Origin of the sequence: Aeromonas sp. R9-2, assembly GCF_040908025.1 — a bacterium.
Taxonomy (GTDB): domain Bacteria; phylum Pseudomonadota; class Gammaproteobacteria; order Enterobacterales; family Aeromonadaceae; genus Aeromonas; species Aeromonas veronii.
In genome coordinates this window covers 54,439-81,271 of the sequence record NZ_JBFOCX010000026.1, presented here as the reverse complement: position 1 = coordinate 81,271, position 26,833 = coordinate 54,439, and the positions used below count along the sequence as shown (strand labels likewise).

General features: G+C 59.7%; 26 protein-coding genes, 2 tRNA genes and 1 pseudogene. 17 read left to right on the top strand and 12 right to left on the bottom strand.

Annotated elements, in window-relative coordinates; all coding sequences use genetic code 11:
- Positions 1-52 precede the first annotated feature (52 nt).
- From arsA to AB5Y71_RS14540, 4 genes are all read right to left on the bottom strand, one after another.
- Positions 53-1,816 (bottom strand): arsenical pump-driving ATPase, encoded by a 1,764-nt coding sequence (gene arsA / locus AB5Y71_RS14555; protein ID WP_368171871.1) that lies wholly within the window; start codon positions 1,814-1,816, stop codon positions 53-55.
- A gap of 27 nt (positions 1,817-1,843) precedes the next feature.
- On the bottom strand, positions 1,844-2,212 hold the full coding sequence (gene arsD / locus AB5Y71_RS14550) for an arsenite efflux transporter metallochaperone ArsD (protein WP_005347398.1): 369 nt from the start codon (positions 2,210-2,212) through the stop codon (positions 1,844-1,846).
- Between the two features lie 4 nt (positions 2,213-2,216).
- Positions 2,217-2,585, bottom strand: a complete 369-nt coding sequence (locus AB5Y71_RS14545; RefSeq protein WP_005338181.1) for a helix-turn-helix transcriptional regulator — start codon at positions 2,583-2,585, stop codon at positions 2,217-2,219.
- A 239-nt stretch (positions 2,586-2,824) separates the two neighbouring features.
- Positions 2,825-3,223, bottom strand: a complete 399-nt coding sequence (locus AB5Y71_RS14540) for an META domain-containing protein (RefSeq protein WP_368171870.1) — start codon at positions 3,221-3,223, stop codon at positions 2,825-2,827.
- Between the two features lie 157 nt (positions 3,224-3,380).
- Here AB5Y71_RS14540 and AB5Y71_RS14535 point away from each other — a divergent pair, with 157 nt between their 5' ends.
- The gene (locus AB5Y71_RS14535) at positions 3,381-3,860 is read left to right on the top strand and encodes a hypothetical protein (RefSeq protein WP_103251338.1); all 480 of its coding nucleotides are present in this window, start codon (positions 3,381-3,383) and stop codon (positions 3,858-3,860) included.
- A gap of 3 nt (positions 3,861-3,863) precedes the next feature.
- On the opposite strand, the gene AB5Y71_RS14530 is transcribed toward AB5Y71_RS14535, so the two are convergent.
- Together AB5Y71_RS14530 and AB5Y71_RS14525 are read right to left on the bottom strand one after the other, a co-directional pair.
- A complete protein-coding gene (locus AB5Y71_RS14530; protein WP_103251337.1) occupies positions 3,864-4,343 on the bottom strand; it encodes a putative 4-hydroxy-4-methyl-2-oxoglutarate aldolase in 480 nt (159 codons plus the stop codon).
- A gap of 42 nt (positions 4,344-4,385) precedes the next feature.
- Complete coding sequence (locus AB5Y71_RS14525) at positions 4,386-4,793, bottom strand: DUF3293 domain-containing protein (RefSeq protein ID WP_103251336.1); 408 nt, start codon at positions 4,791-4,793, stop codon at positions 4,386-4,388.
- A gap of 396 nt (positions 4,794-5,189) precedes the next feature.
- Here AB5Y71_RS14525 and arcA point away from each other — a divergent pair, with 396 nt between their 5' ends.
- Complete coding sequence (gene arcA, locus AB5Y71_RS14520) at positions 5,190-5,909, top strand: two-component system response regulator ArcA (protein ID WP_005338193.1); 720 nt, start codon at positions 5,190-5,192, stop codon at positions 5,907-5,909.
- 161 nt (positions 5,910-6,070) lie between these two features.
- On the opposite strand, the gene AB5Y71_RS14515 is transcribed toward arcA, so the two are convergent.
- Both AB5Y71_RS14515 and AB5Y71_RS14510 read right to left on the bottom strand, forming a co-directional pair.
- A tRNA-Gly gene (locus tag AB5Y71_RS14515) sits at positions 6,071-6,145 on the bottom strand.
- Between the two features lie 15 nt (positions 6,146-6,160).
- Positions 6,161-6,234: transfer RNA gene (locus AB5Y71_RS14510), tRNA-Gly, on the bottom strand.
- Positions 6,235-6,435: 201 nt separating this feature from the next.
- On the opposite strand from AB5Y71_RS14510, the gene cydD reads away from it, so the two are divergent.
- The 4 genes from cydD (at position 6,436) to AB5Y71_RS14490 (ending at position 10,859) form a co-directional block, all read left to right on the top strand.
- Positions 6,436-8,205 carry a cysteine/glutathione ABC transporter permease/ATP-binding protein CydD gene (cydD, locus tag AB5Y71_RS14505; RefSeq protein ID WP_103251335.1) on the top strand — a complete coding sequence of 590 codons (1,770 nt, stop codon included), beginning with the start codon at positions 6,436-6,438 and terminating at the stop codon, positions 8,203-8,205.
- Positions 8,198-9,928, top strand: a complete 1,731-nt coding sequence (gene cydC, locus AB5Y71_RS14500; protein ID WP_103251334.1) for a cysteine/glutathione ABC transporter ATP-binding protein/permease CydC — start codon at positions 8,198-8,200, stop codon at positions 9,926-9,928. Before cydD ends, cydC begins: the two co-directional genes overlap by 8 nt.
- 163 nt (positions 9,929-10,091) lie before the next feature.
- On the top strand, positions 10,092-10,463 hold the full coding sequence (gene rcsF / locus AB5Y71_RS14495; protein ID WP_013723982.1) for an Rcs stress response system protein RcsF: 372 nt from the start codon (positions 10,092-10,094) through the stop codon (positions 10,461-10,463).
- 9 nt (positions 10,464-10,472) lie between these two features.
- Entirely contained in the window at positions 10,473-10,859 is a 387-nt protein-coding gene (locus tag AB5Y71_RS14490; RefSeq protein ID WP_103251333.1) for a DUF488 domain-containing protein, read from the top strand.
- A gap of 158 nt (positions 10,860-11,017) precedes the next feature.
- Here AB5Y71_RS14490 and AB5Y71_RS14485 read toward each other — a convergent pair whose 3' ends face one another.
- A complete protein-coding gene (locus AB5Y71_RS14485; protein WP_103251332.1) occupies positions 11,018-12,016 on the bottom strand; it encodes an NAD-dependent epimerase/dehydratase family protein in 999 nt (332 codons plus the stop codon).
- A gap of 213 nt (positions 12,017-12,229) precedes the next feature.
- Here AB5Y71_RS14485 and tsaA point away from each other — a divergent pair, with 213 nt between their 5' ends.
- Together tsaA and AB5Y71_RS14475 are read left to right on the top strand one after the other, a co-directional pair.
- A complete protein-coding gene (tsaA, locus tag AB5Y71_RS14480; protein WP_368171869.1) occupies positions 12,230-12,934 on the top strand; it encodes a tRNA (N6-threonylcarbamoyladenosine(37)-N6)-methyltransferase TrmO in 705 nt (234 codons plus the stop codon).
- A 288-nt stretch (positions 12,935-13,222) separates the two neighbouring features.
- Positions 13,223-13,771, top strand: coding sequence for a cytochrome b (locus AB5Y71_RS14475; RefSeq protein WP_368171868.1), 549 nt, complete (start codon positions 13,223-13,225; stop codon positions 13,769-13,771).
- Positions 13,772-13,858: 87 nt separating this feature from the next.
- Here the strand turns inward: AB5Y71_RS14475 and AB5Y71_RS14470 are convergent.
- Positions 13,859-14,539, bottom strand: a pseudogene (locus tag AB5Y71_RS14470) (polymer-forming cytoskeletal protein).
- Positions 14,540-14,738: 199 nt separating this feature from the next.
- Here AB5Y71_RS14470 and AB5Y71_RS14465 point away from each other — a divergent pair.
- The 6 genes from AB5Y71_RS14465 to AB5Y71_RS14440 all read left to right on the top strand — a co-directional run bounded on the left by AB5Y71_RS14465 (position 14,739) and on the right by AB5Y71_RS14440 (position 19,241).
- Entirely contained in the window at positions 14,739-15,413 is a 675-nt protein-coding gene (locus tag AB5Y71_RS14465) for a response regulator transcription factor (RefSeq protein ID WP_041201856.1), read from the top strand.
- The gene (locus AB5Y71_RS14460) at positions 15,413-16,798 is read left to right on the top strand and encodes an ATP-binding protein (RefSeq protein ID WP_005338217.1); all 1,386 of its coding nucleotides are present in this window, start codon (positions 15,413-15,415) and stop codon (positions 16,796-16,798) included. The genes AB5Y71_RS14465 and AB5Y71_RS14460 overlap by 1 nt, the downstream gene beginning before the upstream one ends.
- 360 nt (positions 16,799-17,158) lie before the next feature.
- Positions 17,159-17,968 carry a hypothetical protein gene (locus AB5Y71_RS14455; protein WP_368171867.1) on the top strand — a complete coding sequence of 270 codons (810 nt, stop codon included), beginning with the start codon at positions 17,159-17,161 and terminating at the stop codon, positions 17,966-17,968.
- Positions 17,969-18,023: 55 nt separating this feature from the next.
- Positions 18,024-18,305, top strand: coding sequence for a putative quinol monooxygenase (locus AB5Y71_RS14450; RefSeq protein ID WP_368171866.1), 282 nt, complete (start codon positions 18,024-18,026; stop codon positions 18,303-18,305).
- 146 nt (positions 18,306-18,451) lie between these two features.
- The gene (locus tag AB5Y71_RS14445; protein ID WP_368171865.1) at positions 18,452-18,880 is read left to right on the top strand and encodes an N-acetyltransferase; all 429 of its coding nucleotides are present in this window, start codon (positions 18,452-18,454) and stop codon (positions 18,878-18,880) included.
- Between the two features lie 112 nt (positions 18,881-18,992).
- Entirely contained in the window at positions 18,993-19,241 is a 249-nt protein-coding gene (locus tag AB5Y71_RS14440; protein WP_204419334.1) for a DUF3297 family protein, read from the top strand.
- A gap of 126 nt (positions 19,242-19,367) precedes the next feature.
- Here the strand turns inward: AB5Y71_RS14440 and AB5Y71_RS14435 are convergent, their stop codons facing one another.
- Both AB5Y71_RS14435 and puuR read right to left on the bottom strand, forming a co-directional pair.
- Positions 19,368-20,645 (bottom strand): NAD(P)/FAD-dependent oxidoreductase, encoded by a 1,278-nt coding sequence (locus tag AB5Y71_RS14435; RefSeq protein WP_368171864.1) that lies wholly within the window; start codon positions 20,643-20,645, stop codon positions 19,368-19,370.
- A gap of 45 nt (positions 20,646-20,690) precedes the next feature.
- Positions 20,691-21,293: an HTH-type transcriptional regulator PuuR gene (puuR, locus tag AB5Y71_RS14430; RefSeq protein WP_021230501.1), complete on the bottom strand. Its 603-nt coding sequence runs from the start codon at positions 21,291-21,293 to the stop codon at positions 20,691-20,693.
- A gap of 413 nt (positions 21,294-21,706) precedes the next feature.
- Between puuR and AB5Y71_RS14425 the strand changes: the two genes are divergently transcribed.
- The 3 genes from AB5Y71_RS14425 to AB5Y71_RS14415 all read left to right on the top strand — a co-directional run bounded on the left by AB5Y71_RS14425 (position 21,707) and on the right by AB5Y71_RS14415 (position 26,300).
- Positions 21,707-23,170, top strand: coding sequence for an NAD-dependent succinate-semialdehyde dehydrogenase (locus tag AB5Y71_RS14425; protein ID WP_368171863.1), 1,464 nt, complete (start codon positions 21,707-21,709; stop codon positions 23,168-23,170).
- Positions 23,171-23,294: 124 nt separating this feature from the next.
- Complete coding sequence (gene gabT, locus AB5Y71_RS14420) at positions 23,295-24,584, top strand: 4-aminobutyrate--2-oxoglutarate transaminase (protein WP_199416669.1); 1,290 nt, start codon at positions 23,295-23,297, stop codon at positions 24,582-24,584.
- Positions 24,585-24,950: 366 nt separating this feature from the next.
- Positions 24,951-26,300 carry an APC family permease gene (locus tag AB5Y71_RS14415; RefSeq protein ID WP_005359067.1) on the top strand — a complete coding sequence of 450 codons (1,350 nt, stop codon included), beginning with the start codon at positions 24,951-24,953 and terminating at the stop codon, positions 26,298-26,300.
- Positions 26,301-26,833: the final 533 nt, after the last annotated feature.

Sequence of the window (26,833 nt, the reverse complement as noted above, 5' to 3'; positions counted from 1 at the left end):
TAACAAGTAACGGCATATTCAAGCCGCCCCGGCAGCAGACCGGGGCGACGACTCAATGGTGCTGGCAGAGATGGCGCAGGGCATCGGGCCCCACCGGCTCCTCGGCAAGCAGCGGCACCACGGCGTAGCGGCTGGCGTGTTGCTGCTCGACTGCCTCGATATGGGGCAACTGGCGCTCGGCCCGCAGTTGCAGCAGCGGTGAGCTGACCGCGGCTTGCTGCAAGCTGTGGTTGATGAGCCAGCCCCAGGGCTCGATGCCAGCCCGGCGCAGATCGGCCTGCAGATTGGCCGCCTCCTGCACCGGGGTCGGCTCGGGCAGCGTCACAATCAACACCTTGGTCTGCTTGGGGTCCTGCAACTGCATCATGGGGGTGGTGAAGTGCAGCCCCTTGTTTCCCATCTGGCGAGCGATCTCCCTGTGGTAGGCGCCGGTGGCGTCGAGCAGCAGCAGGGTGTGGCCGGTAGGGGCGGTATCCATCACCACGAATCGCTTGCCCGCCTCACGAATGATGCGGGAAAAGGCCTGAAACACGGCAATCTCCTCGGTACAAGGGGAGCGCAAGTCCTCCTCCAGCAGTGCCCGCCCCTGCTCGTCCAGCGCCGCCCCCTTGGTGGCCAGCACCTGGGCGCGGTAACGCTCGGTCTCGGCGTGGGGGTCGATGCGGCTCACCTCAAGATGGGGCAGACTAGCTACCAGGGTCTCGCTCAGGTGCGCGGCAGGATCCGAGGTGGTGAGGTGCACCGGCAAACCGCGGCTCGCCAGCTCCACCGCCACGGCGGCCGCCAGCGTGGTTTTGCCCACCCCGCCCTTGCCCATCAGCATGATAAGGCCGTTACCGTCGGCGGCCAGCTCGTCTACCAGCGAACTCAACTCGGGCTGGGCATGCTGGATGCCGGACTGTACGGTCGTGAATTGATCGGCCATCGCGGGTGGTTGCAGCAACAGGCGCAAACTGTCGAGCCCCACCAGATTGGTGGCCAGCAGCGGGATATGATCCTGCGCCAGCCCCTTTATCCCCTGCGGCATCTGGGCGAGAGCCTGTTGCTCGCGCTGCCAGAGCGCCATTGCCAGCGGATCTCCGGCAATGGCGCCTTCGGGGAAGAGGCCATTGATCACCAACTGCTGATTCAACAAACCGATGGCGGCCAGCTCTTCGTGGGTGCGGGCCACTTCCCGCAGAGTGGATTGCTGGGCCCGCGCCACCAGCACCAACCGGGTGCGAGTGGCATCGGCCAGTGCGGCGACCGCCTCGCCATACTGGCTGCGCTGTTTCTCCAGCCCCGCCAGCGGGCCGAGGCAGGAGGCATCCCCCTTGCCCTGCTCCAGAAATTCGCTCCAGGCGCCCGGCAGTTGCAGCAGCCGGATGGTGTGGCCGGTTGGGGCCGTATCAAAGACGATGTGGTCATACTCGGCCAGCAGCGTTTGGTCGGTCAGCAACGCGGTGAATTCGTCAAAAGCGGCGATCTCGGTGGTGCAAGCGCCGGAGAGCTGCTCTTCTATGCTGCGCACCACGCTTTCGGGCAACTTGCCGCGCACCGGCCCGACGATCCGCTCCCGATAAGCTTTGGCCGCCGCGGGGGGATCTATCTCCAGCGCCGACAAACCGGGCACAGCGGCGATGGCGGTGACGCGATTGCCGATCTCGGTGGCAAACACCTGCCCCACGTTGGAGGCAGGATCTGTGCTCACCAGCAGCACCCGCTTGCCAATATCACAGAGAGCCACCGCACTGGCGCAGGCCAGCGAGGTCTTGCCCACCCCGCCCTTGCCGGTGAAAAAGAGAAACGGTGGTGGATTGGTCAGAAAATGATACATAGCCTCTCCCGAATGGTGCGTCGCGACTCAGCAGCAACCGCTGCCAGAGCAGCAGCCGCCCTTGACGATCCCCTTGATGGCCGCTTGCGGCGCAGGCAGCCCGGCATAACGGGCCAGCTCGCTGCGGCTCGGATAACGGCCGGTCAACACCACCTGTCCCTCCACCAGCACCAGCGGCAACCCCTCCTCCCCGGCGTGGGTCAGAAAAGCGCTGACGGCAGGTGTCTCGGCAAATTGCATCGGCTGCTGGGCCAGATTGAAACGCTCGATGGCAACGCCCTGCTCCTTGGCCCAGGCAAGGTCGGCTGCGAAGGTGACCAGTGCCTGATCAACCTCGGTACCGCAGACACCGCTGGAGCAGCAGAGGGCGGGATCAAAAATCTGAATGGAGGACATGGCATTACTCCTTGTTGCAGCAGGGCTGCGCAGGCAGAACATGGGGGGAGCAGGCTGACTCGGCACGCATCACGCCGCACGCCTCAGGATGACCGGCGCAGCACTCCTCGGTAAGGTAGGCGATCACATCCAGCATCAGGGGAATATTGGCGCGGTAGCGCAGAAAGCGCCCCTCCTGCTCCACCGACAGCAGACCGGTGTTGAGCATCGCCTTGAGGTGAAACGAGAGGGTATTGGGGGCAATATCGAGCTCGCTGGCCAGTTCACCGGCGACCCGCCCCTCCAGCCCGGCCTTCACCAGCAGCCGCCATACATCGAGCCGGATGCCGGATGCCAGCGATTCAAAGACCTTGGTGGCCATCTCTTTGTTCATCTTCACTCCCCTTGGTGTGATCTTTCATTTCAACTATACAAGAATCATTGAAATGATCAAGATACGTACCAAAGCGAAGATACGAGGTTCTGGTATCAAACCGGGCAGAAAGGGGAATCGACGAGTGAACAACAGTAGCGGACGACCACACAGGGTTCATCGCAGATAAACAGACGCCCTCCAGAGGGAGGGCGTATCAGACAGTCAGCGCTGTCGGGGCAATCAGACGAACGCGTGCCTTATTTGGCTGCTGGCACAGAGTTAAAGGTAAGCAGGGCGGCCTTGTTGGCATCGCTCAGAGTCAGCTGGTTGCCGTTGATGGAGTAGGTTGCCACCTTCTCCAGCTTTTGCAGGAACTCGGACTCTTTGCTCATGGCGTCGCCGATGCACATCATGCGAGTGGAGCCCATGGCGCCCAGCGTCAAGACACCGTCACCCTGCTTGGTGATACCGCCAAAATAGCGGTTGCAGCCGCCCTTGCCCGCCACCTTGCCGTCAACTACTTGCAGGGTGAAGGTATCGCCGGTGGCGCCTTGCAGCTGCCAGCTGGATGCTTGCAGTTGAGCCATGCTGGAACCTGGTGCCATTGCGCAGCCTCCCAGTGCCAGCGCGGCCAGCAGAGTCAGTTTCTTGTTCATGGATTCACCTCTTAATGATTAGAGCCATCAATACGGCAGCCTGTTTATCATGGCTGGCGCCCATGCCAAAGGATTTTATTGTGATCTCGCTTCACTTTACTACCAGCTGGCATGTGCCATGCTTAGGCTCAGTTCCGGACCCAGGGAGGGGAAACGAATGGTCAAATCGCTCATCATCACACTGCTTGCAACCTGCACCAGCATGGCCGCACAGGCCGCCGACTGGGCAGTGGTTCAGCCGCAATCCAACCCGTCTCTCTATGTCAAAAGTTACTCGGGTGTGCTGCTCAATGGCCATAGCCATCACAGCGACAGTTTTGATCTCTGGCTGGTCAATAGCGGCTATCAATATCCGGTGGTGGATGATGTGACCCTCTTTATGGAAGCGGGCCCGGCGGTGGCGGATCAGAATCGCACATCCGGTTTCAATATGAGTTCGGGGGTACGCTACCAGCTCTCTCCGGCATTCAATATCGGCAGCCAGATCAAGCATCTCGATCTCAACAAGGCCAGCACCCTGCTGGAGCTCAACTCCAGCCTGCTGCTGACCCCCGGACTCTCCCTCACCGCCAACTACGGCGTCAGCGCCATCACTGCCGATCAGGCACTGAGCCTGGGGGTCGGTTTCAATTTCTGATGATCACAACAGCGGCGTGGCGCTCACCACCACGCCATTGCGATCCGCATAGACATAATCCCCTTCGTGGATGGTCACCCCGGCAAAGCTGACCACGGCCCCCAACTCACCCAATCCCCGCTTCTCGGTCTTGACCGGACAGGCGGCCAGCGCCTTGACCCCGAGCGCCAGTGTCGCCAGTGTGCCCACATCCCGCGCCGCGCCGTGGATCAGGATACCCTCCCACCCCTGCTCCACCGCCTTGACCGCCAGTTGATCGCCCAGTAGCGCACGGCGCAGCGAGCCGCCGCCGTCGATCACCATCACCTTGCCGTGACCGGGGCGGGTCACCAGATCCCGCACCAGACTGTTGTCTTCATAACAGGAGAGCGTTACGGCGCGACCATAGAAGATGGCCTTGCCGCCAAAATCCTGAAACACCGAGTCGGCCACTTGCAGCAAATCGCCATGTTGATCGCAGAGGTCGGGCAGGAGATCCAGCATGATTTGATTCCTTTCAGATACATGAAGGTGTTCATTCTTTCATCAGGCAAGGTTTCTGGCAATCCAGAAGGATTCAATATTGCCCAGACAAACTGCTGATTTATCCATCAATACTGGTACCAGCCAGAGCTGGCGATCCTCCACCCAGTAGAGAGCATTCTGGCCAAAACGCGCAGCCAGCTGACGGGCTTGTGGCAGGCATAGCGCCACCGCCAGCGATGACTCCTGCCAGCGTTCGTCCGGGTCAGATCCCCAAAATGGCCCCACCACGGGCACATGCAAATCCACGGTCAGATGGCGCCACAGCGCCCGTTCCCGCCGTATATTGCGTCGTTCTGTGACCCACTGGCTGGCCGGATTCCAGGCTGTGATAATGGCAAAGGCAGACCAGCCTGGTGGCTCAAATGGCGCGATAAAGCAGATTTTCTTGTAGTTTTCCCACAAATTCATGTCAATCACATGTTACATTCCATTACATTTTGTAGGGGCGAAAACCCGGTTCAGGCCAAGTATGATGCTGCTGTACCAGGGTTTGACCTATATCAAATCAGAGTTAAAAAGTTGCTATCTGACGGCAAAGAGTGTTGTTATGCTCCTGTTAACTGATAAAATGCGGCCACTTTCGTAATGGACGACCTTTCCAGGCTCTGCTCGACCAGACTTGTCGGGAACCTATAAGTGGCACAGGGATACTTGCCGGTACTGATGCCTAATTCGCGATATTCCGACCTGACTCTCATACCCAGGATGACGTAATAAATTTTCAGGATCAGTCAGGAAATCGGTTTGAAACGCCAAAGAGTGTTAAATTTAAGATAATTAACTGATAAGAATCTGGGAATACTCATGCAAACACCACACATTCTGATCGTCGAAGACGAGCTGGTCACACGCAATACCCTGAAAAGCATTTTTGAAGCCGAAGGCTACATCGTGCTCGAAGCCAACAACGGCGACGAAATGCACCAGGCCCTCACTTCCCACACCATCAATCTGGTGATCATGGACATCAACCTGCCGGGCAAGAACGGCCTGCTGCTGGCCCGTGAGCTGCGTGAGAACGACAACATCGCCCTGATGTTCCTGACCGGTCGTGACAACGAAGTGGACAAGATCCTGGGTCTGGAGATCGGCGCCGATGATTACATCACCAAGCCGTTCAACCCGCGCGAACTGACCATCCGTGCCCGCAACCTGCTGAGCCGCACCATGAACGTGGCAGCCGGTGGCGAAGAGAAGAAACTGGTTGAGCGCTACCTGTTCAACGGCTGGGCGCTGGATATCAACAGCCGCGCACTGGTCAGCCCGACTGGCGACATGTTCAAGCTGCCGCGCTCCGAGTTCCGCGCCATGCTGCACTTCTGCGAAAACCCGGGCCAGATCCAGACCCGTGCCGAGCTGCTGAAGAAGATGACCGGCCGTGAGCTCAAGCCCCACGACCGTACCGTCGATGTGACCATCCGTCGCATTCGCAAGCACTTCGAAAGCGTCAACGATACTCCGGAGATCATCGCCACCATCCACGGCGAAGGCTACCGTTTCTGTGGTGAGCTGGAGCAGGAATAAGCTCCCGCTACGCTGTTGATCTGAAAAGGCGCCTCGGGCGCCTTTTCTGTCTCTGCGGTTTGCCTTAAAGCTTAGAAATGGTGAGCGTGACGTCGAACGGCGCACAAGACAGATGAAAAACAAAAAGCCCACTCGCAGGAGTGGGCTTTTTGTTTTGAAGCTGGAGCGGGCAGCGGGAATCGAACCCGCATCATCAGCTTGGAAGGCTGAGGTAATAGCCATTATACGATGCCCGCCTGGCATCTGAAATTTGGAGCGGGTGATGGGAATCGAACCCACGTATGCAGCTTGGGAAGCTACCGTTCTACCATTGAACTACACCCGCGTCAGGGCTCTTACTATATGCATTTTGCCGCCGAGCGCAATGGCGCCTTTGCCACTTTTTTCAATAAATCAATCTGTTCGGACAAGGATTGAACAGACGGTTGCTTTTTCAATCAAACATTTTCAACACAGATAATTTACAAGGTTGCCAAGGCCAAACGGCAAGGATAGTCTTGCGCCACTCGACGCGAGGATGGTGGTAATGGATAAAAAAACGCAAAAACGTCTCTATGGCTGGTTGCGCAAGCAATCGAGTCACGGTCGCCGCTGGATCACGATATCCATCGCTTTTGGCCTTGGCCAGGGCATTCTGATGGTGGCGCAAGCCTGGCTGCTGGCGACCCTGTTGCACGGCTTTATCATCGAAGGCTCAACGCCTGAGCAATCCATCACGCTCTTTATTACCCTGCTGCTGGTGACGCTTGGCAAAGCGGCGCTGGCCTACGGCCGGGAAGTGGCCAGTTTCAAGGCGGGCAGCGCGGTGCGCCAAACCATCCGCCAGCTGGTGCTCACGCGCTTAAGTCGCCTCGGCCCTGCCTATATCCAGCGCCGTCCGGCCGGTAGCTGGGCCAGCCTGCTGCTGGAACAGATTGAAAATATGCAGGATTTCTTCTCCCGCTATCTGCCGCAGATGGCCATCGCCGTCTTTATTCCGGTGGTCATTCTGGTGGCCGTGTTCCCGGTCAACTGGGCGGCGGGCCTGATCCTGCTGGGCACTGCGCCCCTCATCCCCATCTTTATGATCCTGGTAGGTGTGGGCGCCGCCGATGCCAACCGCCGCAACTTTCAGGCGCTGGCTCGCCTCTCCGGCCACTTCCTCGATCGCCTGAAGGGGCTGCGTACCCTGCAACTCTTTATGCGTACCCAGGCGGAAGGTGAAGCCATTCGCGACGCCTCGGAAGATTTTCGCGAGCGCACCATGGAAGTGCTGCGCCTGGCGTTTTTGAGCACCGCCGTGCTGGAGTTCTTCGCCGCCATCTCGGTAGCGCTGGTTGCCGTCTACTTCGGCTTCTCTTATATCGACCATCTGAACTTTGGTAGCTATGGGGTCAAGGTCACCCTCTTTACCGGTCTGTTCGTGCTGTTTCTCGCCCCCGAGTTCTACGCCCCGCTGCGGGAACTGGGTGCCCACTACCACGCCAAGGCGCAGGCTATCGGCGCTGCCGAGCAGCTGCTTGAATTCCTCGAAGCCGAGGTGAGCGAACCGGCCGCAGGCACGGCGCAGTTCCATGCCGACAGCCCGGTCAAGGTAGAAGCAAAAGGCCTTGAAGTGCTGAGCGCCGAAGGCAAGGTGCTGGTCGGCCCCATCGACTTCACTTTGGAAGCCGGTACGCGCACCGCCCTCATCGGCGTCAGCGGCGCAGGCAAGAGCTCGCTGGTCAACGCCCTGCTCGGCTTTGCCCCCTATCGTGGTGAGCTCAAGGTCAACGGGCAGGAGCTCGCCACCCTCGACATGAGCCAGTGGCGCCTGCAACTGGGCTGGCTCTCGCAGAACCCGCAGCTGTTCCACGCCTCCTTGCGTGACAACCTGCTGCTGGCCAAACCGACGGCCAGCGATGCCGAGCTGGAAGATGCCCTGAAACGGGCGCAGGCGTGGGAGTTTGCCATGGAGAAGGGGCTCGACTATCCGGTCGGCGATCAGGCGGGTGGCCTCTCGGTCGGTCAGGCCCAGCGCCTTGCCCTGGCCCGCACCCTGCTCAAATCAACCCAGCTGATGGTGCTCGATGAACCGACCGCCAGTCTGGATCGCCACTCCGAACGCGCCATCATGACCACCCTCGAGCAGGCGATGGCTGGCCAGACCCTGCTGATGATCACCCACCGTCTCGACCAGCTTACCAAGATGGACAAGATAATGGTGCTGGCCCGCGGCCAGCTGGTGGAGCAAGGCAGCTTCCAGCAACTTAGTTCTGGGCAGGGGCATTTTGCCCGCCTGCTCTCCCAACGTTCCGGAGGTTCTCTCGATGAGTGATCTGTTGCCGTTTCTGCGCCTCTATCGCCAACACTGGCTCAGCCTCACCATTGGTTTGCTGCTGGCGCTGGTGACCCTGGCCGCCGGCATGGGGCTGCTCTCCCTCTCCGGCTGGTTCCTCTCCGCCGCCGCGGTGGCGGGAATGACCGTTGCGACGACCCATGCCTTTAACTACATGACCCCCGCGGGCGGCGTGCGCTTCTTCTCCATCGTCCGCACCGCCGGTCGCTGGGGTGAGCGGGTAGTGAGCCACGACGCCACCTTCAGGGTGCTGACCCGACTGCGGGTCTGGTTCTGGCAGAAACTCTCGCCGCTCTCCACCGGTACCCTGGCCGGTTTTCGTCAGTCGGATCTGCTCAACCGACTGGTGGCAGACATCGATGCGATGGACCACGTCTATCTGCGGCTGATCACCCCCATAGGCGCGGCCCTGCTCAGTACCGCCGGACTGGTCTTCTTCCTGTCGTTTTTCGACAGCCGTCTCGCCCTCACCCTGGGGGCCATTCTGCTGTTTGGCATGATCGCCCTGCCGCTGGTGTTCTACTTCCTCGGCCGTCGCCCCGGTCAGGCGCTGATTGCGGAAAAATCAACCCTGCGTACCCGGATGGTGGACTATCTGGATGGTCAGGCCGAGCTGCAGATGTTTGCCGCCGCCCCCAAGGCGCTGGTTGAGCTGCAACAAGCCGAACAGGCGCTGCTCGTCGCGCAGGCCCGGATGGCCAAGGTGAGCGGGCTGGCCAACTTCTCGGTGCAACTGCTGAGCGGCTGGACCCTGACCCTGATGCTCTGGCTGGCCGGTCATGGGGTAGCGGGTGCTGCGCCCGACCCCATTACCGCATTGATGGTCTTTGCCACCCTGGCAAGCTTCGAGGCACTGATGCCACTGGCGGGGGCTTTCCAGCACCTCTCCACCAGCCTTACCTCGGCACGCCGCCTGAACGAGATCCTGCAAGAGGCCAAAGCCCCCGTGTGGGGCGACGAACAGACCCATGCCACCGTTGGTGCGCTGCAGATCAATGACCTCTATTTTGGCTACCCCGGCAACCCCCAGCCGGTGCTGCGTGGCTGCACCCTGCAACTGCACGCCGGTGAAAAGCTGGCGCTGCTGGGCCAGACCGGCTGCGGCAAATCGACCCTGATGGGGCTGCTGACCCGGGAGTGGAGCCCGCAGGCAGGCAAAATCCTGCTGGGTGGCAAACCGCTCACCGACTACAGCGAAGGGGCGCTGCGCGCCTCCATCTCGGTGGTGAGCCAGCGGGTGCATCTGTTTGCCGATACCTTGCGGGGCAACCTCAAACTGGCCGCCCCGACCGCCTCTGACGAGCAGCTGATTGCGGTGCTGACCCAGGTCGGACTGGCCAATCTACTGGAAGATGAGGCGGGCCTCGACGCCTGGCTCGGTGACGGCGGCCGCCCCCTCTCCGGTGGTGAGCGTCGCCGTATCGGCATCGCCCGCGCCCTGCTGCACGATGCGCCGTTCTGGCTGCTGGACGAACCGACCGAAGGGCTCGACAGCCAGACCGAGCGGGAGATCATGGATCTGCTGTTCAAGCTCGGGGCAGATCGCACCTTGCTGCTTATCTCCCACCGTCTGCTGGGGATGGAGCAGATGGATCGGATTGCCCTGATGGAAGAGGGACAGATCCGCCTCTGCGCCCCGCACGACGAGCTGCTGGGGGATGATTACTACCGCAGCCTCTATCAGCGGCTGGCTCCTGTTTGATATCAGGCTGATAGGGGTCACACCCCGACAACCGGGCGCAAAACGGGGCTGGTCGCCGCAGGCGGCTGGCCCCTATAATGTCCCCCTCATTATTCAACAAGATGCCGACATGGAGCGCCTGCGCATTTCTACTGTCCTCATCACCGACACAAGATACGAGACGATGAAACGCCTGATCCTGATGATGCCCCTGATTGCCTCCGGCTGTGCCAACTACGCCTTCAACAGCAATCTGGATAAAGAGAACTTCGACGAATACTTCAAACCCGGTAGCGTGCGCATCTATGAACAGGATGAGCTGGCTGACCTCAACTACCTCTACCTCGGCACCATCGAGGGTGAATCCTGCCAGGCCGATGCCAACCAACCGGTGCCCAACGCCGGTGAAGCGCGCACCCTGGCTCGCCGCCGCGCGGCCGACATGGGTGGCAACGGCGTCACCATCGACAAGTGCGCCGAGTTCAGCGACACCCCGGGCTGCCTGAAACAGGTGATCTGCTACGGGCAGGCGCTGAAAGTGGCCGAAGAGAAGTAACCCACTGTCATGGCCCTCGCTATCGTTCGCCTTGGCAGCCCGCGCCTGCCCGATGAGGGGCTGCGGATCGGCACGGTGCGCCGCCCGCCCCGCGGCGTACCCAAGAGCGAATTTGCCAACCAGCATTGGTACGATGTCTGGTTTCCCAACCTTGCTCCCAGCAGCGAGACCATGAAGCTGGGGCAGGCAGCCGAGACACCCGCCCAGTGGGCGGCGTTTGGCAAACTGTACAAGGCCGAGATGGCGCAACCGGCCGCCAGGCATGATCTGGCGCTGCTGGCCGCCATCTCCCACACCACCAACCTGTCGGTGGGCTGTTACTGCGAGCAGGAGTCCCGCTGCCATCGCGCCATCTTGAAAGAGCTGCTGATAGCTGCAGGGGCCACCCTCCGCTAACTCGGTGAGCGACAGCGATGTGATGGGGAATCGCGTCAGCCTGTATTCGGCAACCATCAGGCATGGATAGACAGAGAGGGCATCCCGCGGGATGCCCTCTCTCGTTGTATTCACACCTGCCGCGCCACGCTCGGTAGCAGCGGCTCGATGCACCTCTCCTATTGCAGACTGGGCTCCAGCAGCTGCTGCCGTAGCGAGGTCTCCTCGGCCTGAGTCATGGCATGTTCCGCCCCCCCGGCGGCAGGCTCGATGGCCAGCCAGTGGGCAAGGTCTGCGGCGGTCTCCTCCAGTGGCCGGAAGTTCAACCCGTGGACGATGGCCGCCTCGGCGCTTATAGAGCCGTAACCGGCAAACTCCGCCTGCGCGCAGGGCAAGAGGGTGGGATAGCTCTGCCAGGGCTCGATTCCGGCTGCCATCAGGGTGGACCAGGGCAGCCACTCGGGCTGGATGGGGCGGGCGGGCTGCAACCGGGCGCTCAGCCGCTCCAGCCAGTCACTCAAGGTAATACCGGATTTGAGCAAGTTGAATGTGCCCCCCAACTGCTGCTCGGCCGCGCGCAACACAAACTCGGCGCAGTCGCGCACATCGAGATACTGCAAGCGATCCTCGCCACGGCCCGGCAGCAACCAGGGCCCGCCCTGCTGCACCCGCTTAATCCACCAGGCCATGCGCCCGGTAGGATCATGGGGGCCGCACAACACGCCCGGGCGCAGGATGCAGAGCCGCTCGCCCCAGCGGGCGCGATACTCCTCCTCGCACAACACCTTGAGCGGGCCATAGTCAGTGGGCATTTCGCCTTCGGGGATAAGGTGCAGCGGCGCAGATTCATCCCTCCCGGGCAGTGAGAAATCGCGATAGACGCTGATGGTGGAGATAAAGATCAGCCGTGCGCAGCACCCGAGCAAAGCCGCCGAGAGGCTCGCCGCCTGCTCGGGGCGATAGCAGCAGGTATCGATGACGAGATCCCACTGCAACCCGGCCCCTTGCAGGGGGCTCAGGGTCTTGTCCCTGTCGCCGGTGAGCTGCACCAGATCGCGCCAGTCCGGATGCTGGTGCAGGCCACGGTTGAACAGCGTCACTTCATGGCCCCAATCCAGCGCCAGCGCGGTGAGGTGGCGCCCCAAAAAGCCGGTGCCACCGATAATCAGCAGTTTCATCCCTCTCCCTCCCCCTTCGGCGCATGTGCGCACATTTCATCCTGACACGCCAGTTGCCTCCACCCTACGCAACTTGGCGCGCGGGCACAGCCCCCGACTGGCCGGGATGGGACAGGGATCACGGCAGCGCCGCAGAAATTGGCGTAGCGAGGCCAAGCCTGCGTTTTGGGGCCGCCTGTGCTAAATTGCCGGGGTTTTCAGTCAGGATCCGCCATGAAGTTCGAAATCGACACCCTCGGGATCATCCGCTCTCCCTACAAGGAGAAGTTCGCCATCCCCCGCCAGCCCGGACTGGTCAAATCGGCCCGCGCCCGCCTCGAGCTGCTCCCCCCTTACGATCAGCCGGATGTGCTGCGCGGCATCGAGCAGTTCTCCCATCTGTGGCTCAGCTTCGTCTTTCATCAGACCATGGCGCAGGGCTGGCACCCGACGGTGCGCCCGCCGCGCCTTGGCGGCAACGAGCGGGTCGGCGTCTTTGCCACTCGCTCCACCTTCCGCCCCAATCCGCTAGGGCTCTCGGTGGTCGAGCTGCACGGGATCGGCCGTGAGCGGGGCAAGCTGTGGCTGGAGCTGGGGGCGGTGGATCTGCTCGATGGCACCCCCATCGTCGATATCAAGCCTTATATTCCCTATGCCGACAGCCTGCCGGATGCCCGTGGTGGTTTTGCCCCCGACGCCCCCACCCCGCCGCTGGCGGTGAGCTTCAGTGCCGAGGCCGAGCAGCAGTTGCAACCCTGGCTCAAGGCCCATCCCGAGCTGCGCCAGCTGGTGAGCGAAGTGCTGGCACAAGATCCGCGCCCCGCCTACAAGAAGGGCAAGCCCGATGAGAAGGAGTACGGGGTGCGGCTGTTTGGCTGCAACGTCCGTTTTCGCATCAGCGAGCCGGATTGCGTGGTGCTGGCCATCGAGCCCGCCTGAACCTTGGCGGGCTGACATCACTGATGCTATTTCACGCCTTCTTCACGTCACAAGGGGCTTAATGAGCCTGTAAATTGTGTGGCATTGATCAGACTATCCACCCGGTTGCCAGTGATACCATGCAGACAGCAGAGGGCATCTCCTCTCTGACTGATGCCAGCGGCAGGCTATCGATGTATGGCAAGCATGGTAGCTCTGCTGTTGCCACCAAAGGATCTGGCCTGGCCCCGACACGTTTGAGTGCGGGGATGCCACACGGATGTGACAGCACTTCGAAGGAACAAACCTATGCTGATGAACAGTGAACAACGTTATGGCACCCTGAATATCGGGCTGCACTGGCTGACCCTGTGGGCCATGATCGCCGTCTACGCCCTGATCGAATTTCGCGATATCTTCCCCAAAGGGGACCCTGGCCGTGATCTGATGAAGGAGTGGCACTTTATGCTGGGGCTGCTTATCTTCGCCCTGGTCTTTGTCAGACTGGCGCTGCGCTGGATGAGCCCGACACCCCGTATCGTGCCCGAGCTCTCCCCGGTCATGCACAAGCTGGCAAAACTGGCCCATCTCGCCCTCTACGGTTTTCTTATTCTGACCCCGCTGTTTGGCTGGCTGCTGCTCAGCGCCGCAGGCAAGCCCGTCCCATTCTTCGGGCTTGAGCTGCCTGCTCTGCTCTCCCCCAGTCCGGAACTCAAGGGGCTGATCAAGGAGGTGCACGAGACGCTGGGTAATATCGGTTACGCCCTGATCGGCCTGCACACGGTGGCGGCCCTCTATCACCACCATATTCTCAAAGACAACACCCTCACCAATATGCTGCCGCCGCGCCGCAGCTAACGGGTGACAGATAAACAGAGAGGGGGCCGTTATGGCCCCCTCTCTGTTTTCCTGAACAACCGTCATCTGCACAGCTGGCAAATGGCATCACGCCTGCTTGGCCAGCTCCTCGGTCGGCTTGCCTTTCGGCTCGTGCGGCAGCTTTTTCACATTGCTCTTGCTCTCCGGCTGCTTGCTCCCGGATGAACTGTTTTCAGACAAGGCTTGCAACACGGGATCGGCCTTGCCGGCCACGGTGGGCTGGGACTGGCCAACAAAGTTGCCGCCTTTGCAGATGGAGAGACTGCCCCCCTTGAAGATCCCCTGCATCTTGCCGCTCTCCAGGATCTCCACCTCAGCGGAGGTACAGGTGCCTTCCAGCAGACCATTGATGATCACGTGGGGCGCACTCACCTCTCCCTCAACGCTACCACCCTCCATGATGCGCAGCACACCACCGATGAGCTGGATGGTGCCATTGATCTGACCGCGCACCTCCAGATCCCCCTCCACCTGCAACTCGCCCTTGAAGCGGGCACCTGCTGCAATCACAGTGGCGCCGGCCGACGCAGTAGCCGCACCACCTTTGTTTCTTCCAAACATCCGTACTCTCTCCACCAACCACACAAGCAGAACCAGCGGCATCGGCGCCACTGGTCACAGAAAACAGGGCGACCCCAGCACGTAGAGCAGCAAGGCTGCCCCCCAGCAGAGCCAGACAATATAGAGGAGGTCGCTGCGCTCACGCTGTTGCAGTCGCGCCAGCAGCCTCCCGGCCATCTCTCTCATCACATCAAACCTTTCGCAGCATGGCTGCCGACCAGCATGCCATCGACAACCCGGACCATGGTTAAACGACCAGTTGGCGCGAACTCTGAAGTCCCACTGATTCAGTCCCGATACAGCCGGGATGCATTAGGATTCGAATTGACTCGAAGCGACATACACTTTCTAATTGACAGCCTGGATCCCTATGACCGCTCACATCATGAAAATTCTGTTGGTCGAAGACGACAAGCTGCTCAATCACCACCTCTCCTCTCTGCTGACCGAAGCCGACAATCAGGTCTACAGCACCGACCAGGCCGGGATTGCACTGCACTACGCCGCCGACTATCCCATTGATGTGGCCATCATCGACCTCGGTCTGCCCGATATGGACGGCCTGCAACTGATCCGGCAACTGCGTGAACGGCAGATCCCCTTCCCCATCATTGTGCTGACCGCCCGTGGCAACTGGCAGGACAAGGTCGAAGGACTGGAAGCGGGTGCTGATGACTATCTGGTCAAACCGTTCCAGAAAGATGAGCTGCTGGCCCGACTCAATGCGCTGGTGCGCCGCAGTGCCGGCTTTATCTCGCCCAGGGTGAAAGCCGGTGATTACGAGCTGGATCTCTCCCGCAAGGAGCTGACTATCGCCGGTGAAGTGGCGGTGCTCACCAGCTTTGAATACCTCATTCTGGAGTACCTGATGCGCAACGCCCGTCAGGTGGTCTCCAAGCAGCAACTGCTCGACCAGCTCTACGGCGACGGCGAGGGGGACCCCAACACCATCGAGGTGATGGTGAGCCGCCTGCGCAAGAAGCTGGATCCGGAGGGAACGATTCAACCCATCTCCACCATCCGGCGTCAGGGTTACATCTTCAACCTCTCCTGTAACTGATGCAGTTTCATCTGCCGCGCCCTATCAAGATGATCCGCAGCTCACTGCACATCAAACTGCTGCTCAGCTCGCTGCTGGTCATCGCGCTGATCATGGGGTTTGCCGTCTACGCCCTCTATCTTGGCCACGTCGAGGAGCAGACCCAGAAGGCCAGCGCCCGGATGCAGGAGAACCTGGCCAAGCTGTTTTCCTCCACCGAGCCGGATGACAAGGGGTCGAACGTCGAGCTGGGGCGGATATCCCGTGGTGCGGGGGATCGCAACCTCGATACCCTGATCTGCCGCGCCGATGGCGATCTGGTCTGGTCGAGCCTCCATATGCCGGAGGTGATCAAGGCCAAACAGACCATCTGCGGCGACCTGATGAAGTATCTGGGGGGGATGGATCTCGACTACTTCTTCAAGAAGCACACCATCAAGAACGGCGAGAGCTACTTCGTCTACAGCCTGCGGTTTATCCGCAATCCCGGCAGCGGCACCACCGCCTACTACGTGGTGATGATCGACTCGGCCAAACGCTACCACGAAGAGTCCCGCACCTATCTCTACCAGACTGCCAAACAGGCGCTGCTCGCCTATATGCTGCTGGCCGGGCTGCTGCTGCTCACCACCTTCTGGAGCCTCAGCTCCCTGCGCACCATCGCCCGTCAGATCGACGATATTCGGGCCGGCAAGCGCGATGACCTCTCGAGCGATTTTGAGCGGGAGCTGGCCCCGCTGACCGACTCCATCAACCAGTTGCTGGAGAACGAACGCCAGCAGACCCAGCGCTACCAGCACGCCCTCAACGATCTCGCCCACAGCCTGAAAACCCGGCTGGCGCTGATCCAGATCACCACCCGCGAAGTGAAGCTGGGGCGGGAGATCCACGACAACATCAATGAGCAGATCCTCACCATGGATCAGATGATCCAGTATCAGCTCAGACGGGCCGTGACCGGCCGCCAGCGCCTTGCCAGCAAGGGCACCGAGCCGGTGCCGCTGATTGAAAAACTGCTGGCCAGCCTGACCAAGGTCTATCGCCACAAGAAGCTGCAAACCCACTTCAAGTTCGACGATGACGCCCTCTTTCACGGCGAACAGGGCGACCTGATGGAGCTGATGGGCAACCTGCTCGACAACGCCTGCAAATTTGCCATCAGCGAAGTGAAGGTGACGGTGCGCCGCCATCTCGAGCGGCTGCGCATCGAAGTGGAAGATGATGGCCCGGGTATCGACCCGGCCAAATCGGAGCAGATCTTCCAGCGCGGCGTGCGGGCTGACAGCTCGCCGGGTCAGGGCATCGGACTGGCGGTGGTGACCGAAATCGTCCACAGCTACGGCGGCCAGATCCGGGTCGATGAGTCCCCCCTCGGCGGTGCCCGCTTTACCTTGGACTTGCCCTGATCGGCATTGCCCTGCTCAGCCTCGCCAGTGATGGCCCTACCACAAGGCCCCCAACCTCGGGGGCCTTGTCGTTTCTGCCACCCAAGTTGTTTTAATTTATTGATCCGGCACTGATCATCGCCCCTCTGCCCTTCCACCACCGGCTTCAATCGGTATCATGGTTGCGCGGCACAAAGCTGCTTCCGGAGCCACACCATGAGCATTCGCTGTCAGAAGGGTGTTTCCGCAGAACATGGGTTAAAAGCAGCGCACCGGGGGCGATAGCGTTTTACGTATCTCTACGTCTTATGGAGCAAAATGTTATGATCAGACATAAAAACAACCTCCTTGAAAATATAATATTAAGTTAATTGAGATATGATGAACAAATATAAAATAAGAATATTTGAAAGATTACTTCATAAGACATGCCCTACAAATATACCTAGGAGTGGTGAAAAAGGTAAAAAAGTAAACTGTTACTCCATTAGTTTATATGCAGGCAATATCCCGTCATTATTAGTTGAAAAAATTAATGAAAACGGATTTTTTGGTTTCTATTTTGAAAGCAATAGATTTAATCCTGAAGCCTGCATCCCTTTTTCATTAATGTACGGAGTTTCTATAAGAATAGAACACTATTACGGACTCTATTCACATGTTTATAATGGTCTTTTTGATTATTTATGGCATGAATGGACCGGTTTATATAAAGCACAGACTTTTTTTGCTTCAGCTAAGCTTCATATTCCAAAATATTTATTTAACCAAGTCGCGTTGCAACTCCCTAGCAGGATGAAGATTTTAGAAAAAATAATAGATAGACAATCGGTATATCCACAGAAACCCTTTGATCATTTAGATATAATGAGTCACGTATACGGCTTACGTTGGTATTCACATCCTCAAAGAAAAGAAACCTCGCAAAAAATGCATTTATATCTAGACTCTTTTGTTGCCTCTGGAGAGCTAAAAGCATGTAGAGGAAATTATCAAATAACTGGCAAAGCAATTGCCACGCTAGAGCAATATCAGATAGAAGTTGCAAGAGCTAAATCTGATAGTCGAAGCCAGAAATCGATTGTTATACTAACTATAATACTTGTTGTATTTACAGCATTTCAAGCCAATTTAATTGAAACATCATACAAGTTAAATATTGATAGAGTTATAGAGTGGCTATTAAAATAAACTTATCTCACAGGAAAACAATATGCCAAGCAAAGCCTCATCACTAGGATAACTAATGAAGGAAATAATATTAAAGGGATTTATTCTTGTATCCCAAAATGATTTAATGGCGGTTAAGGATGAGCTTGATAATCATATTCAGCTCACCCGAGCTGAAACCGGCTGCCTGATCTTTCAGGTGACTCAAGACCCTCTCAATCCCTGCCGATTCGATGTATACGAAGAGTTTGTTGATAAGGTGGCTTTTCAAGCGCACCAAGCCAGAATCAAATCCTCCCGCTGGGGTGAAATTACCGTCAATGTCGAGCGACACTATACGGTAACAGGGATTGCATAAATCACAGCCTTGCCATTTTGGCCAAGGTGGCGAACCGGGAGTGGTGCAGAACTCTCCCCCTCCTCGCGACCACGAATGCCCGATTACACTGCGCTTATCGAGCCTACGTCATTGCGTTATTTCCACACTTTGTAATTGAGGCCACGATGATCCGTCCATTATCCGCCACCGATCTGGATGCCGCCGTCGAGCTCTGGTATCAGGCATCGGTGCAAGCCCACGACTTTATTCCCACCGCCTTTTGGCATGAGCAACGGGCAGCGATGCGGGACATTTATCTGCCCGCCAGCAAGAGCTGGGGTTATGAGGAGGATGGACAGCTACTGGGCTTTATCTCCTGGTATCAGGGGTCTGTCGCCGCCCTGTTTATCTCCCCAGATCACCAATCACACGGGTTGGGTCGCCAACTGCTCGAACACCTCAAAGCCCAATATGATCGACTCGAGTTGACGGTCTACGCCGAAAATGAGCAGGCGCGGCGCTTCTATTCCCGCAACGGTTTCAAAGAGGGTGAGCAGCAGTTGTGCGAGCATAGCGGCCACCCCGAGCTGGTGATGCATTGGCAACAAGGATAAGCGGGTCGCCCATAGCGATGGCGAGCACACTTTGCCTGTTTTGTGGCCGCCTTGAATGCCATGGCGGCATTCTCTACAATGACCCACTTTTTATTCATTTCGGGTTATATCGATGAGCGATACCAACACCAAACCGGCTCTGCCGGATCACCTATCCTGCAATCCCCGCAGCCCTCACTATGTGGCCGCCTGCTTCGAGCACCCGATCGGTATTCGCCTGAACGGTAAAGAGCGCACCGATGTCGAGGAGTACTGCATCAGCGAAGGTTGGGTAAAGATCCCCTCCCCCAAAGCGCTGGATCGCCGTGGTCAGCCCATCCTGATCAAGCTCAAGGGCACCGTTGAAGCCTTCTACAGCTAATCAGCGCGCTGCTGCTTGATAACAATAAGGCCACCCTCGCGGTGGCCTTGTTGTTTCCGGCATTGCTGCTGGCGTCAGCGTTATCTAAGCGGCACCCACCAGCCCACATTTCTCGCAGAGCGGCTCTTATACCCCCAGCCGGTCGCGCAGGGTGTACCAGGCGGCGCCCGCGGCGGTGAAGGGGATACGGAACAGGCGGCCACCCGGGAAGGGGTAGTGCGGCAGTTTGGCAAAGGCATCGAAGCGCTCCGCCTGACCGCTCAGCACCTCGGAGAGCAGCTTGCCTGCCAGATGGGTACAGGTGACGCCGTGGCCGCTGTAGCCCTGCATGTAGTAGATGTTGGGGCCAATGCGACCAAACTGCGGCAGCCGTGACAGGGTAAGCAGGAAGTTGCCGGTCCAGGTGTACTCCACCTTGACGTCGGCCAACTGCGGGAAGGTCTTGAGCATCTTGGGGATGATCAGCCGCTCGATATCCGCCGGATCCCGCGCCCCATAGACAACGCCGCCGCCATAGAGCAGCCGGTGATCGCCGGAGGTACGGTAGTAGTCGAGCAGATAGTTGCAATCCTCCAGACAATAGTTTTGCGGCAGCAGTGAGCGGGCTCGCTCCTCCCCCAGCACTTCGGTGGCGATTACCTGGGTGCCACAGGGCATGCTCTTGCTGGCCAGTTCCGGCACCAGATTACCGAGGTAGGCATTGCCCGCCACCACCACAAAGCGCGCCTTCACCGACCCCTTGGCGGTCTTGACCAAGGCTGGCTGCCCCGGGGTGATACTGGTGACGGCGGATTGTTCGAAGATCAGCCCACCCTGGATGCGGATGGCTTCAGCCTCGCCGAGGGCCAGATTGAGGGGGTGGATATGGCCGCCGCTCTTGTCGAGCAGGGCGCCGATGTAGCGATCGCTCGCGACCACCTCGCGCACCCCCTTGGCATCGAGCAGCTCCAGCTGGTCGTTGCCCCACTTCTGCCAACGGGCGTATTGGGATTTGAGCTCGTGCAGCTGCTTCTCGGTCTCGGCGGCAAAGACGCCCCCCTCCTGCAGATCGCACTGGATGTTGTAGCGCTTGATCCGCTCGCGGATGATCTGGCCCCCCTCAAACAGCATGGAACCGAGCAGCCTGGCCTGATCCGGCGGGCAGTTCGCTTCTATGGTGTCGATGTCGCGGCTGTAGGAGTTGACGATCTGGCCACCGTTGCGGCCGCTGGCGCCAAAGCCGACTCGTGCGGCCTCCAGCACCACCACCTTGTAGCCCTTCTCTACCAGATGCAGCGCGCTGGAGAGGCCGGTATAACCCGCCCCGATGACGCAGACATCGCACTCCAGCTGCTCGGTCAGTGTCGGATAGGGCGTGTGTTTATTGGCGCTGGCTGCATAGTAACTGTTTACATGTTCGGTCATGATCCCTGTTTCCTTACCGGTTCGGTTGCCAAACTACTGTCAGGATTAAAAGCTCGCCGGGGTGTGGGCGCTGACGATGCGACAGGTCTCCCCCGACGGATTGCTGAAGCTGTGGGGCTCGCCGGTGTCGATCACATAGCTGTCGCCCGCCTCCAGCGGATAACTCTGGCCCGCCACCGTCAGGATCACCGACCCCTCCAGCACTGTGCCGACCTCCTCCCCCTGATGGGTTACCTGACCTCCGGTGTCGGTGCCAGGGGGATAGGTCTCCAGCATAAAGCCGAGCTGGCGGCGGTTGTTGCCGTTGTGCACCAGCTTGAGGGAGACCCCCTGACTGCCCAGCTCGATCAGCTGATCAGCCTTGATCACCACTTCCGGAGTGCGGCTCTCCTCCTCGGCGAAGAAGCGCGACAGCGGCAGGCCATAGATGGTGAGCAGCTTTTGCAGGGAGGCGACCGAGGGGCTCACCTTGTCCTGCTCGATCATGCAGATGGCGCCATGAGTCAGGCCGCTCAGCTCGGCCGCCCGCCGCTGGGAGAGCCCCAGCTGATGGCGCACCGCCGCCAACCGCTCCCCCATGGTGCGCGCCCCGGCGTCAGCAGCACCCAACGGTCGAGCCACGCCCTCCCGGCTCTGTGGCCCGCTCATGACAAGCCCCCTGCTGCGCCATATCTGCATCCTTGCATCATCAGCCTCTCCTGCTTGCGCGTGATCGCATCGGATCAAGCGCAGCCTGTTTACCCTGCTGGTTAAAATAGCCAACCAGCTTTCCCTTGCCGTTCACTATGTTACACAGCACAGCCGTTCATTATTTTGCACACCTGATTTACCATCCCCCGGTCGTTTGCCCACTTACAGCCAGCAAGCGAACTGGAGAAAGCGCGCTACACAGCCCATTTTCTAGCATGGCGCCCCCCAGCAATTCAAATATATTTAACACTTGAAAAACATTTCAGCTCAAATTATGGTCTTCCTGTGCTTATTATTTTATACGGCAGCGGCGCAGGAAGGGTCGGCTCACTCCGGCAACCAGCTGCTCTGACCCACACTCGAGGCTTCTCATGTCAGGAACAACATCCCACTCCAGCTTGATCACATCCCGCGCCTATATAGATGGACAGTGGTGCGAGGCCGCCAGCGGCCGCACCTTCGAGGTCACCAACCCCGCCAGCGGTGCCGTCATTACCCAGGTACCCGACATGGATGCCGAGGATGCCCGCCGCGCCATCGCGGCCGCCCACGCGGCGCAACCCACCTGGGCTGCGCTGACCGCCAAGGAGCGCAGCAACAAGCTCTACGCCTGGTTTGCCGCCATCACTGCCCACAGCGACGAGCTGGCCCGCATCATGACCTGCGAGCAGGGTAAGCCGCTGGCAGAAGCAAAGGGCGAGGTGGCTTACGGCGCCAGCTTTATCCAGTGGTTCGCCGAGGAGGGCAAGCGCGCCTATGGCCGCACCATCCCGGGCTTTAGCGGCGATCGCCGGTTGGCCACCATCAAGCAGCCGGTGGGCGTGGTCGCCGCCATCACCCCGTGGAACTTCCCCATTGCCATGATCACCCGCAAGGCGGGCCCGGCGCTGGCAGCGGGTTGCACTATCGTCATCAAGCCGGCCGCAGAAACGCCGCTCTGCGCGCTGGCGCTGGCGGTGTTGGCCGAGCAGGCGGGCATCCCCGCCGGGGTCATCAATATCGTCACCAGCCATCAGGCGAGCACGGTGGGCAACGAGCTGTGCAGCAATCCGGTGGTGCGCAAGCTCTCCTTCACCGGCTCCACCCGTATCGGCAAGCTGCTGATGCGCCAATGCGCCGACACCATGAAAAAGCTGTCACTGGAGCTGGGTGGCAACGCCCCTTTTATCGTCTTTGACGACGCCGACCTCGACGCCGCCGTGGCTGGGGCGCTCGCCTCCAAATACCGCAACGCCGGGCAAACCTGTGTCTGCGCCAACCGCATTCTGGTACAGGCCAGCGTCTATGACGCCTTCGCCGAGAAGCTGACCGCAGCCGTCAAGGCCTTCAAGGTGGGAGATGGCATGGCGGAGGGCACCCAGATCGGCCCGCTCATCAACCCCGCCGCCGCCAGCAAGGTGGCCGAGCTGGTGCAGCAATCGGTCTCCGCCGGTGCCGAAGTGCTGCTGGGGGGCGAAGCTCACCCCGCCGGCCCCCTCTTCTACCAACCCACCATTTTGGGCAAGGTGGATAAAACCAACCCCATCCTGCAGGAGGAGATCTTCGGCCCGGTCGCCCCGCTGGTGTGCTTCGAGACAGAAGCCGAGGCCATCGCCATTGCCAACGACACCCCTTATGGCCTGGCCGCCTACTTCTATGGCCGTGACATCGCCCGGGTGTGGCGGGTGGCCGAGCAGCTGGAGTACGGCATGGTCGGCATCAACGAGGGGATCATCTCGACCGAGCTGGCCCCCTTTGGCGGCATCAAGGAGTCGGGTCTGGGTCGGGAGGGAGCAGCCGAGGGGCTGGAGGAGTATCTGGAGACCAAATACCTCTGCTTTGGCGCCATTCGCTAGGGCTGCAACAGAGAGACAAGGCGCCGCCGAACTGGCCCGATGGGCTGATCGGCGGTGATGGGCGCCAAAACGCCTGCCACATTTTCAGGGAATATCGGGGGCTGCGGCCCCTCAGGGAGGAAAGATGAGTCAGTCAGAATCAAACAAGGCGTGGCAAGCGCGCCGCGAAGCATCAGTGGTCAATGGCGTTGGCACCCTGCTGCCGGTCTTTATCGACCGTGCGCAAAATGCCGAGCTGTGGGATGTGGAGGGCAACCGCTACATCGACTTTGCCTCCGGCATCGCCGTGCTCAACACCGGTCACAACCACCCCAAAGTGGTAGCGGCGGTGCGTGAACAACTGGAAAAATTCAGCCACACCTGCTTTCAGGTCACCCCCTACCCGGGCTATATCGAGCTTGCCGAGAAGCTCAACGCCCTGGTGCCCGGCCCGACGCCGAAGCGCACCCTATTTCTCTCCACCGGCGCCGAGGCGGTCGAGAACGCCATCAAGATTGCCCGCGCCCACACCGGTCGCAGCGGCACCATCGCCTTCAAGGGGGGCTTTCACGGTCGCACCATGATGGGGATGGCGCTCACCGGCAAGGTGGTGCCCTACAAGACCGGCTTTGGCCCCTTCCCGGGGGAGGTCTACCACATCCCCTTCCCCGCCGATTATCTCGGGGTGAGTGAAGAGGATGCCCTGCACGCCCTCGAGCTCTGCTTCAGTGCCGATATCGAGCCGAATCGCGTCGCTGCCATCATCATCGAACCGGTGCAAGGGGAAGGTGGCTTCTATCCCGCCTCCCCGAGCTTTATGCAAAAGCTGCGCAGCGTCTGCGATCAGCACGGCATTCTGCTGATTTGTGACGAGATCCAGAGCGGTTTTTGCCGCACCGGCAAGACCTTCGCCACCGAGTATGCCGGCATCGAGCCGGACATCATGACGTTGGCCAAGAGTCTGGCGGGGGGCTTCCCTCTCTCGGCGGTGGTGGGCAAGGCGGAGATCATGAACTCGGCCAAGCCGGGGGGCCTGGGTGGTACCTATGCCGGTTCCCCCATCGCCTGCGCCGCCGCGCTGGCGGTCTTGCAGGTGATCGACGAGGAGAAACTCAACCAGAAAGCGCTGGATCAGGGGGAGCAGATCAAGGCGGGGCTGGAACGCATAGCCGAGCGTTTTGACTGCATAGGTCAAATTCGCGGCCCCGGTGCCATGGTAGCCATGGAGCTGGTGAAACGGCGTGATGCCAGCCAGCCCGATCCCGACCTCACCAAACGTCTGGTGGCCGAGGCGGGCAAACGCGGTCTGGTCCTGCTCTCATGCGGGGTGCGTGCAAATGTCATCCGTTTTCTCGCCCCCCTGACAGCCCCTGCGGCAGTGATTGACGAGGGGCTGCAACTCCTTGAAAAATCACTGGAGGCCGTGCTGGCCTGACCAGCAGGAAAGTGACCACTTACCTGTGCAAATAAATGCAATTTTGCCCCCTTTTTTTCTTGTCAAGGGGGCCCTGCAAATGCACAATGCGCCGCCACTGAAAGAACCGATGTAAAACAATGGCATCGGTTCTTTTTTAGACAGTGAACACACCCATAAACGAGGCCGGATCACCCCCGGAAAAGATAGCGAGATTGGCAGCAGTCTCCCGACACCAAGTCTAGTGAGGAACAACATGGGGCATCTCAATGCTTTCCAACCGGCCATGGCCGGTGTGCGCCGCCCTGGCGCCCTTGATTCCCGGGCCTCTCTCCCGGTTTCGTTGATGGACCGTGCCACTCTGGCACTGCATGAGGAACATGCATAATGGCGGCCCAGCAGGTTGGTCTGAAAAAGACCCTCAAGCTGTGGCAGGTCGTGGTTATGGGACTGGCGTACCTCACCCCCATGGCGGTGTTCGACACCTTCGGCATCGTCACCGAGATCACCGAAGGCCATGTCCCGACCGCCTACCTGTTTGCTCTCATCGGCATGCTGTTCACTGCCCTGAGCTACGGCCATCTGGTGCGCAAGTTCCCGTCAGCCGGCTCCGCCTATACCTATGCCCAGAAGGTGTTTCACCCCTATGTCGGCTTTATGGTGGGCTGGACCTCCCTGCTCGACTACATGTTCATGCCGATGATCAACATGCTGCTGGCCAAGATCTATCTGGAAGCCCTCTTCCCGAATGTAGAGCCCTGGACCTATATCTTCGGTCTGGCGGCGGTGATGACCGCCCTCAACCTGCGCGGCATCAAGCTGGTGGCCAACTTCAACAGCCTGATCGTGGTGATGCAGTTCAGCATCATCGCCATCTTCATCGGCCTGATCGCCTGGGGCGTTCACAATGGTGAAGGGCTGGGGACCGTGGCCAGCAGCCGTCCCTTCTTCTCCGAACAGATCCAGGTATCGCCGCTGTTGATGGGGGCCTCAATCCTCTGTCTGTCGTTCCTCGGTTTTGACGCCATCAGTACCCTGTCGGAAGAGACCCCGGACGCGGATCGGGTGATCCCCCGCGCCATCGTGCTGACGGCGCTGATCGGCGGTGTGCTGTTCGTCACCACCTCCTACTTCCTGCAGCTCTACTTCCCGGACATCTCCCGCTTCCAGCATCCGGATGCGGTACTGCCGGAGATCGCCCTCTATGTCGGCGGCAAGCTGTTCCAGGCGGTGGTGCTGGTCTGCACCACAGTAGCGGTGCTGGCCTCGGGGCTCGCCTCCCACGCCGGTGTATCGCGCCTGCTCTACGTGATGGGTCGTGATCGCGCCCTGCCCGCCCGCTTCTTCGGCTACATCCATCCGAAGTGGCAGACCCCGGCGTTCAACGTGCTGCTGGTCGGCCTGCTGGCCCTCTCTGCGGTGTCGCTGGATCTGGAGATGGCGCTGGCGCTGATCAACTTTGGCGCCCTGGTGGCCTTCACCTTCGTCAATCTGGCGGTGATTGCCCACTTCTATGTGAAGCTGGGCCGCAACAAGTGTCTCAAGGATCACCTGATGTACCTGCTGCTGCCGCTCTGTGGCGCCGCCTGCATCGGGGTACTGTGGCTCAACCTCGAGCCCTCCTCCTTCGAGCTGGGTCTGATCTGGGCGGCGCTGGGGGCCATCTACCTGTTCCTGCGCCTCACCGTGTTCCGCATCCCGCTGCATACCGCCGACAAGGTGGAGATCGCCCAGTAACCGCTGGCCCCCTCCCACAGATAGAGAACAAGGAGCCTGCGGGCTCCTTGTTGTTTTTGCGGTGCTCTGGTGGCCAGCAGCACGGGTTGCCAGAAATGCGGTTTCTGCAGGAAGTGTGACTGATTTCAAATAACTACCCAGCCGGGCCGCTCGCCGTGCCATGACCCGAGCCGCGTCGCCCCCTATCCTTAGTCATTAATGTGAATGAATATGCAATAGATCTTTTTCCACTTCACCCCCTCCCATCCCCCGCCAGCCGATAAGCTCGCAGGACTCGAGCCCGGGGGAACGCCGCCAAATATGATCAGGATCAATGTTGAGGCGCTATGCACCCTGCAGCCCCGATTTGCCGATTTTTCATACGCCATGACAGGGTTCTATTCCCCCCCGAAAAAGGGGGAGCGCCTCGGGGACGGCTGCAGGGGGCGAGTGACCACTTACCTGCCCCGTGCGTATGCAAAAAAATGCGTTAACCAGCCCTTTTTTGCTTGTCAAGGGGGCTGACCGAATGCACAATACGCCGCCAATAAAGG

What these genes read in the sequence shown, in the direction of transcription:
- arsA (WP_368171871.1), bottom strand. Translation starts at nt 1,816, where the DNA reads ATGTATCATTTTCTGACCAATCCACCACCGTTTCTCTTTTTCACCGGC.
- arsD (WP_005347398.1), bottom strand. Translation starts at nt 2,212, where the DNA reads ATGTCCTCCATTCAGATTTTTGATCCCGCCCTCTGCTGCTCCAGCGGT.
- AB5Y71_RS14545 (WP_005338181.1), bottom strand. Translation starts at nt 2,585, where the DNA reads ATGAACAAAGAGATGGCCACCAAGGTCTTTGAATCGCTGGCATCCGGC.
- AB5Y71_RS14540 (WP_368171870.1), bottom strand. Translation starts at nt 3,223, where the DNA reads ATGAACAAGAAACTGACTCTGCTGGCCGCGCTGGCACTGGGAGGCTGC.
- AB5Y71_RS14535 (WP_103251338.1), top strand. Translation starts at nt 3,381, where the DNA reads ATGGTCAAATCGCTCATCATCACACTGCTTGCAACCTGCACCAGCATG.
- AB5Y71_RS14530 (WP_103251337.1), bottom strand. Translation starts at nt 4,343, where the DNA reads ATGCTGGATCTCCTGCCCGACCTCTGCGATCAACATGGCGATTTGCTG.
- AB5Y71_RS14525 (WP_103251336.1), bottom strand. Translation starts at nt 4,793, where the DNA reads ATGAATTTGTGGGAAAACTACAAGAAAATCTGCTTTATCGCGCCATTT.
- arcA (WP_005338193.1), top strand. Translation starts at nt 5,190, where the DNA reads ATGCAAACACCACACATTCTGATCGTCGAAGACGAGCTGGTCACACGC.
- cydD (WP_103251335.1), top strand. Translation starts at nt 6,436, where the DNA reads ATGGATAAAAAAACGCAAAAACGTCTCTATGGCTGGTTGCGCAAGCAA.
- cydC (WP_103251334.1), top strand. Translation starts at nt 8,198, where the DNA reads ATGAGTGATCTGTTGCCGTTTCTGCGCCTCTATCGCCAACACTGGCTC.
- rcsF (WP_013723982.1), top strand. Translation starts at nt 10,092, where the DNA reads ATGAAACGCCTGATCCTGATGATGCCCCTGATTGCCTCCGGCTGTGCC.
- AB5Y71_RS14490 (WP_103251333.1), top strand. Translation starts at nt 10,473, where the DNA reads ATGGCCCTCGCTATCGTTCGCCTTGGCAGCCCGCGCCTGCCCGATGAG.
- AB5Y71_RS14485 (WP_103251332.1), bottom strand. Translation starts at nt 12,016, where the DNA reads ATGAAACTGCTGATTATCGGTGGCACCGGCTTTTTGGGGCGCCACCTC.
- tsaA (WP_368171869.1), top strand. Translation starts at nt 12,230, where the DNA reads ATGAAGTTCGAAATCGACACCCTCGGGATCATCCGCTCTCCCTACAAG.
- AB5Y71_RS14475 (WP_368171868.1), top strand. Translation starts at nt 13,223, where the DNA reads ATGCTGATGAACAGTGAACAACGTTATGGCACCCTGAATATCGGGCTG.
- AB5Y71_RS14465 (WP_041201856.1), top strand. Translation starts at nt 14,739, where the DNA reads ATGAAAATTCTGTTGGTCGAAGACGACAAGCTGCTCAATCACCACCTC.
- AB5Y71_RS14460 (WP_005338217.1), top strand. Translation starts at nt 15,413, where the DNA reads ATGCAGTTTCATCTGCCGCGCCCTATCAAGATGATCCGCAGCTCACTG.
- AB5Y71_RS14455 (WP_368171867.1), top strand. Translation starts at nt 17,159, where the DNA reads ATGAACAAATATAAAATAAGAATATTTGAAAGATTACTTCATAAGACA.
- AB5Y71_RS14450 (WP_368171866.1), top strand. Translation starts at nt 18,024, where the DNA reads ATGAAGGAAATAATATTAAAGGGATTTATTCTTGTATCCCAAAATGAT.
- AB5Y71_RS14445 (WP_368171865.1), top strand. Translation starts at nt 18,452, where the DNA reads ATGATCCGTCCATTATCCGCCACCGATCTGGATGCCGCCGTCGAGCTC.
- AB5Y71_RS14440 (WP_204419334.1), top strand. Translation starts at nt 18,993, where the DNA reads ATGAGCGATACCAACACCAAACCGGCTCTGCCGGATCACCTATCCTGC.
- AB5Y71_RS14435 (WP_368171864.1), bottom strand. Translation starts at nt 20,645, where the DNA reads ATGACCGAACATGTAAACAGTTACTATGCAGCCAGCGCCAATAAACAC.
- puuR (WP_021230501.1), bottom strand. Translation starts at nt 21,293, where the DNA reads ATGAGCGGGCCACAGAGCCGGGAGGGCGTGGCTCGACCGTTGGGTGCT.
- AB5Y71_RS14425 (WP_368171863.1), top strand. Translation starts at nt 21,707, where the DNA reads ATGTCAGGAACAACATCCCACTCCAGCTTGATCACATCCCGCGCCTAT.
- gabT (WP_199416669.1), top strand. Translation starts at nt 23,295, where the DNA reads ATGAGTCAGTCAGAATCAAACAAGGCGTGGCAAGCGCGCCGCGAAGCA.
- AB5Y71_RS14415 (WP_005359067.1), top strand. Translation starts at nt 24,951, where the DNA reads ATGGCGGCCCAGCAGGTTGGTCTGAAAAAGACCCTCAAGCTGTGGCAG.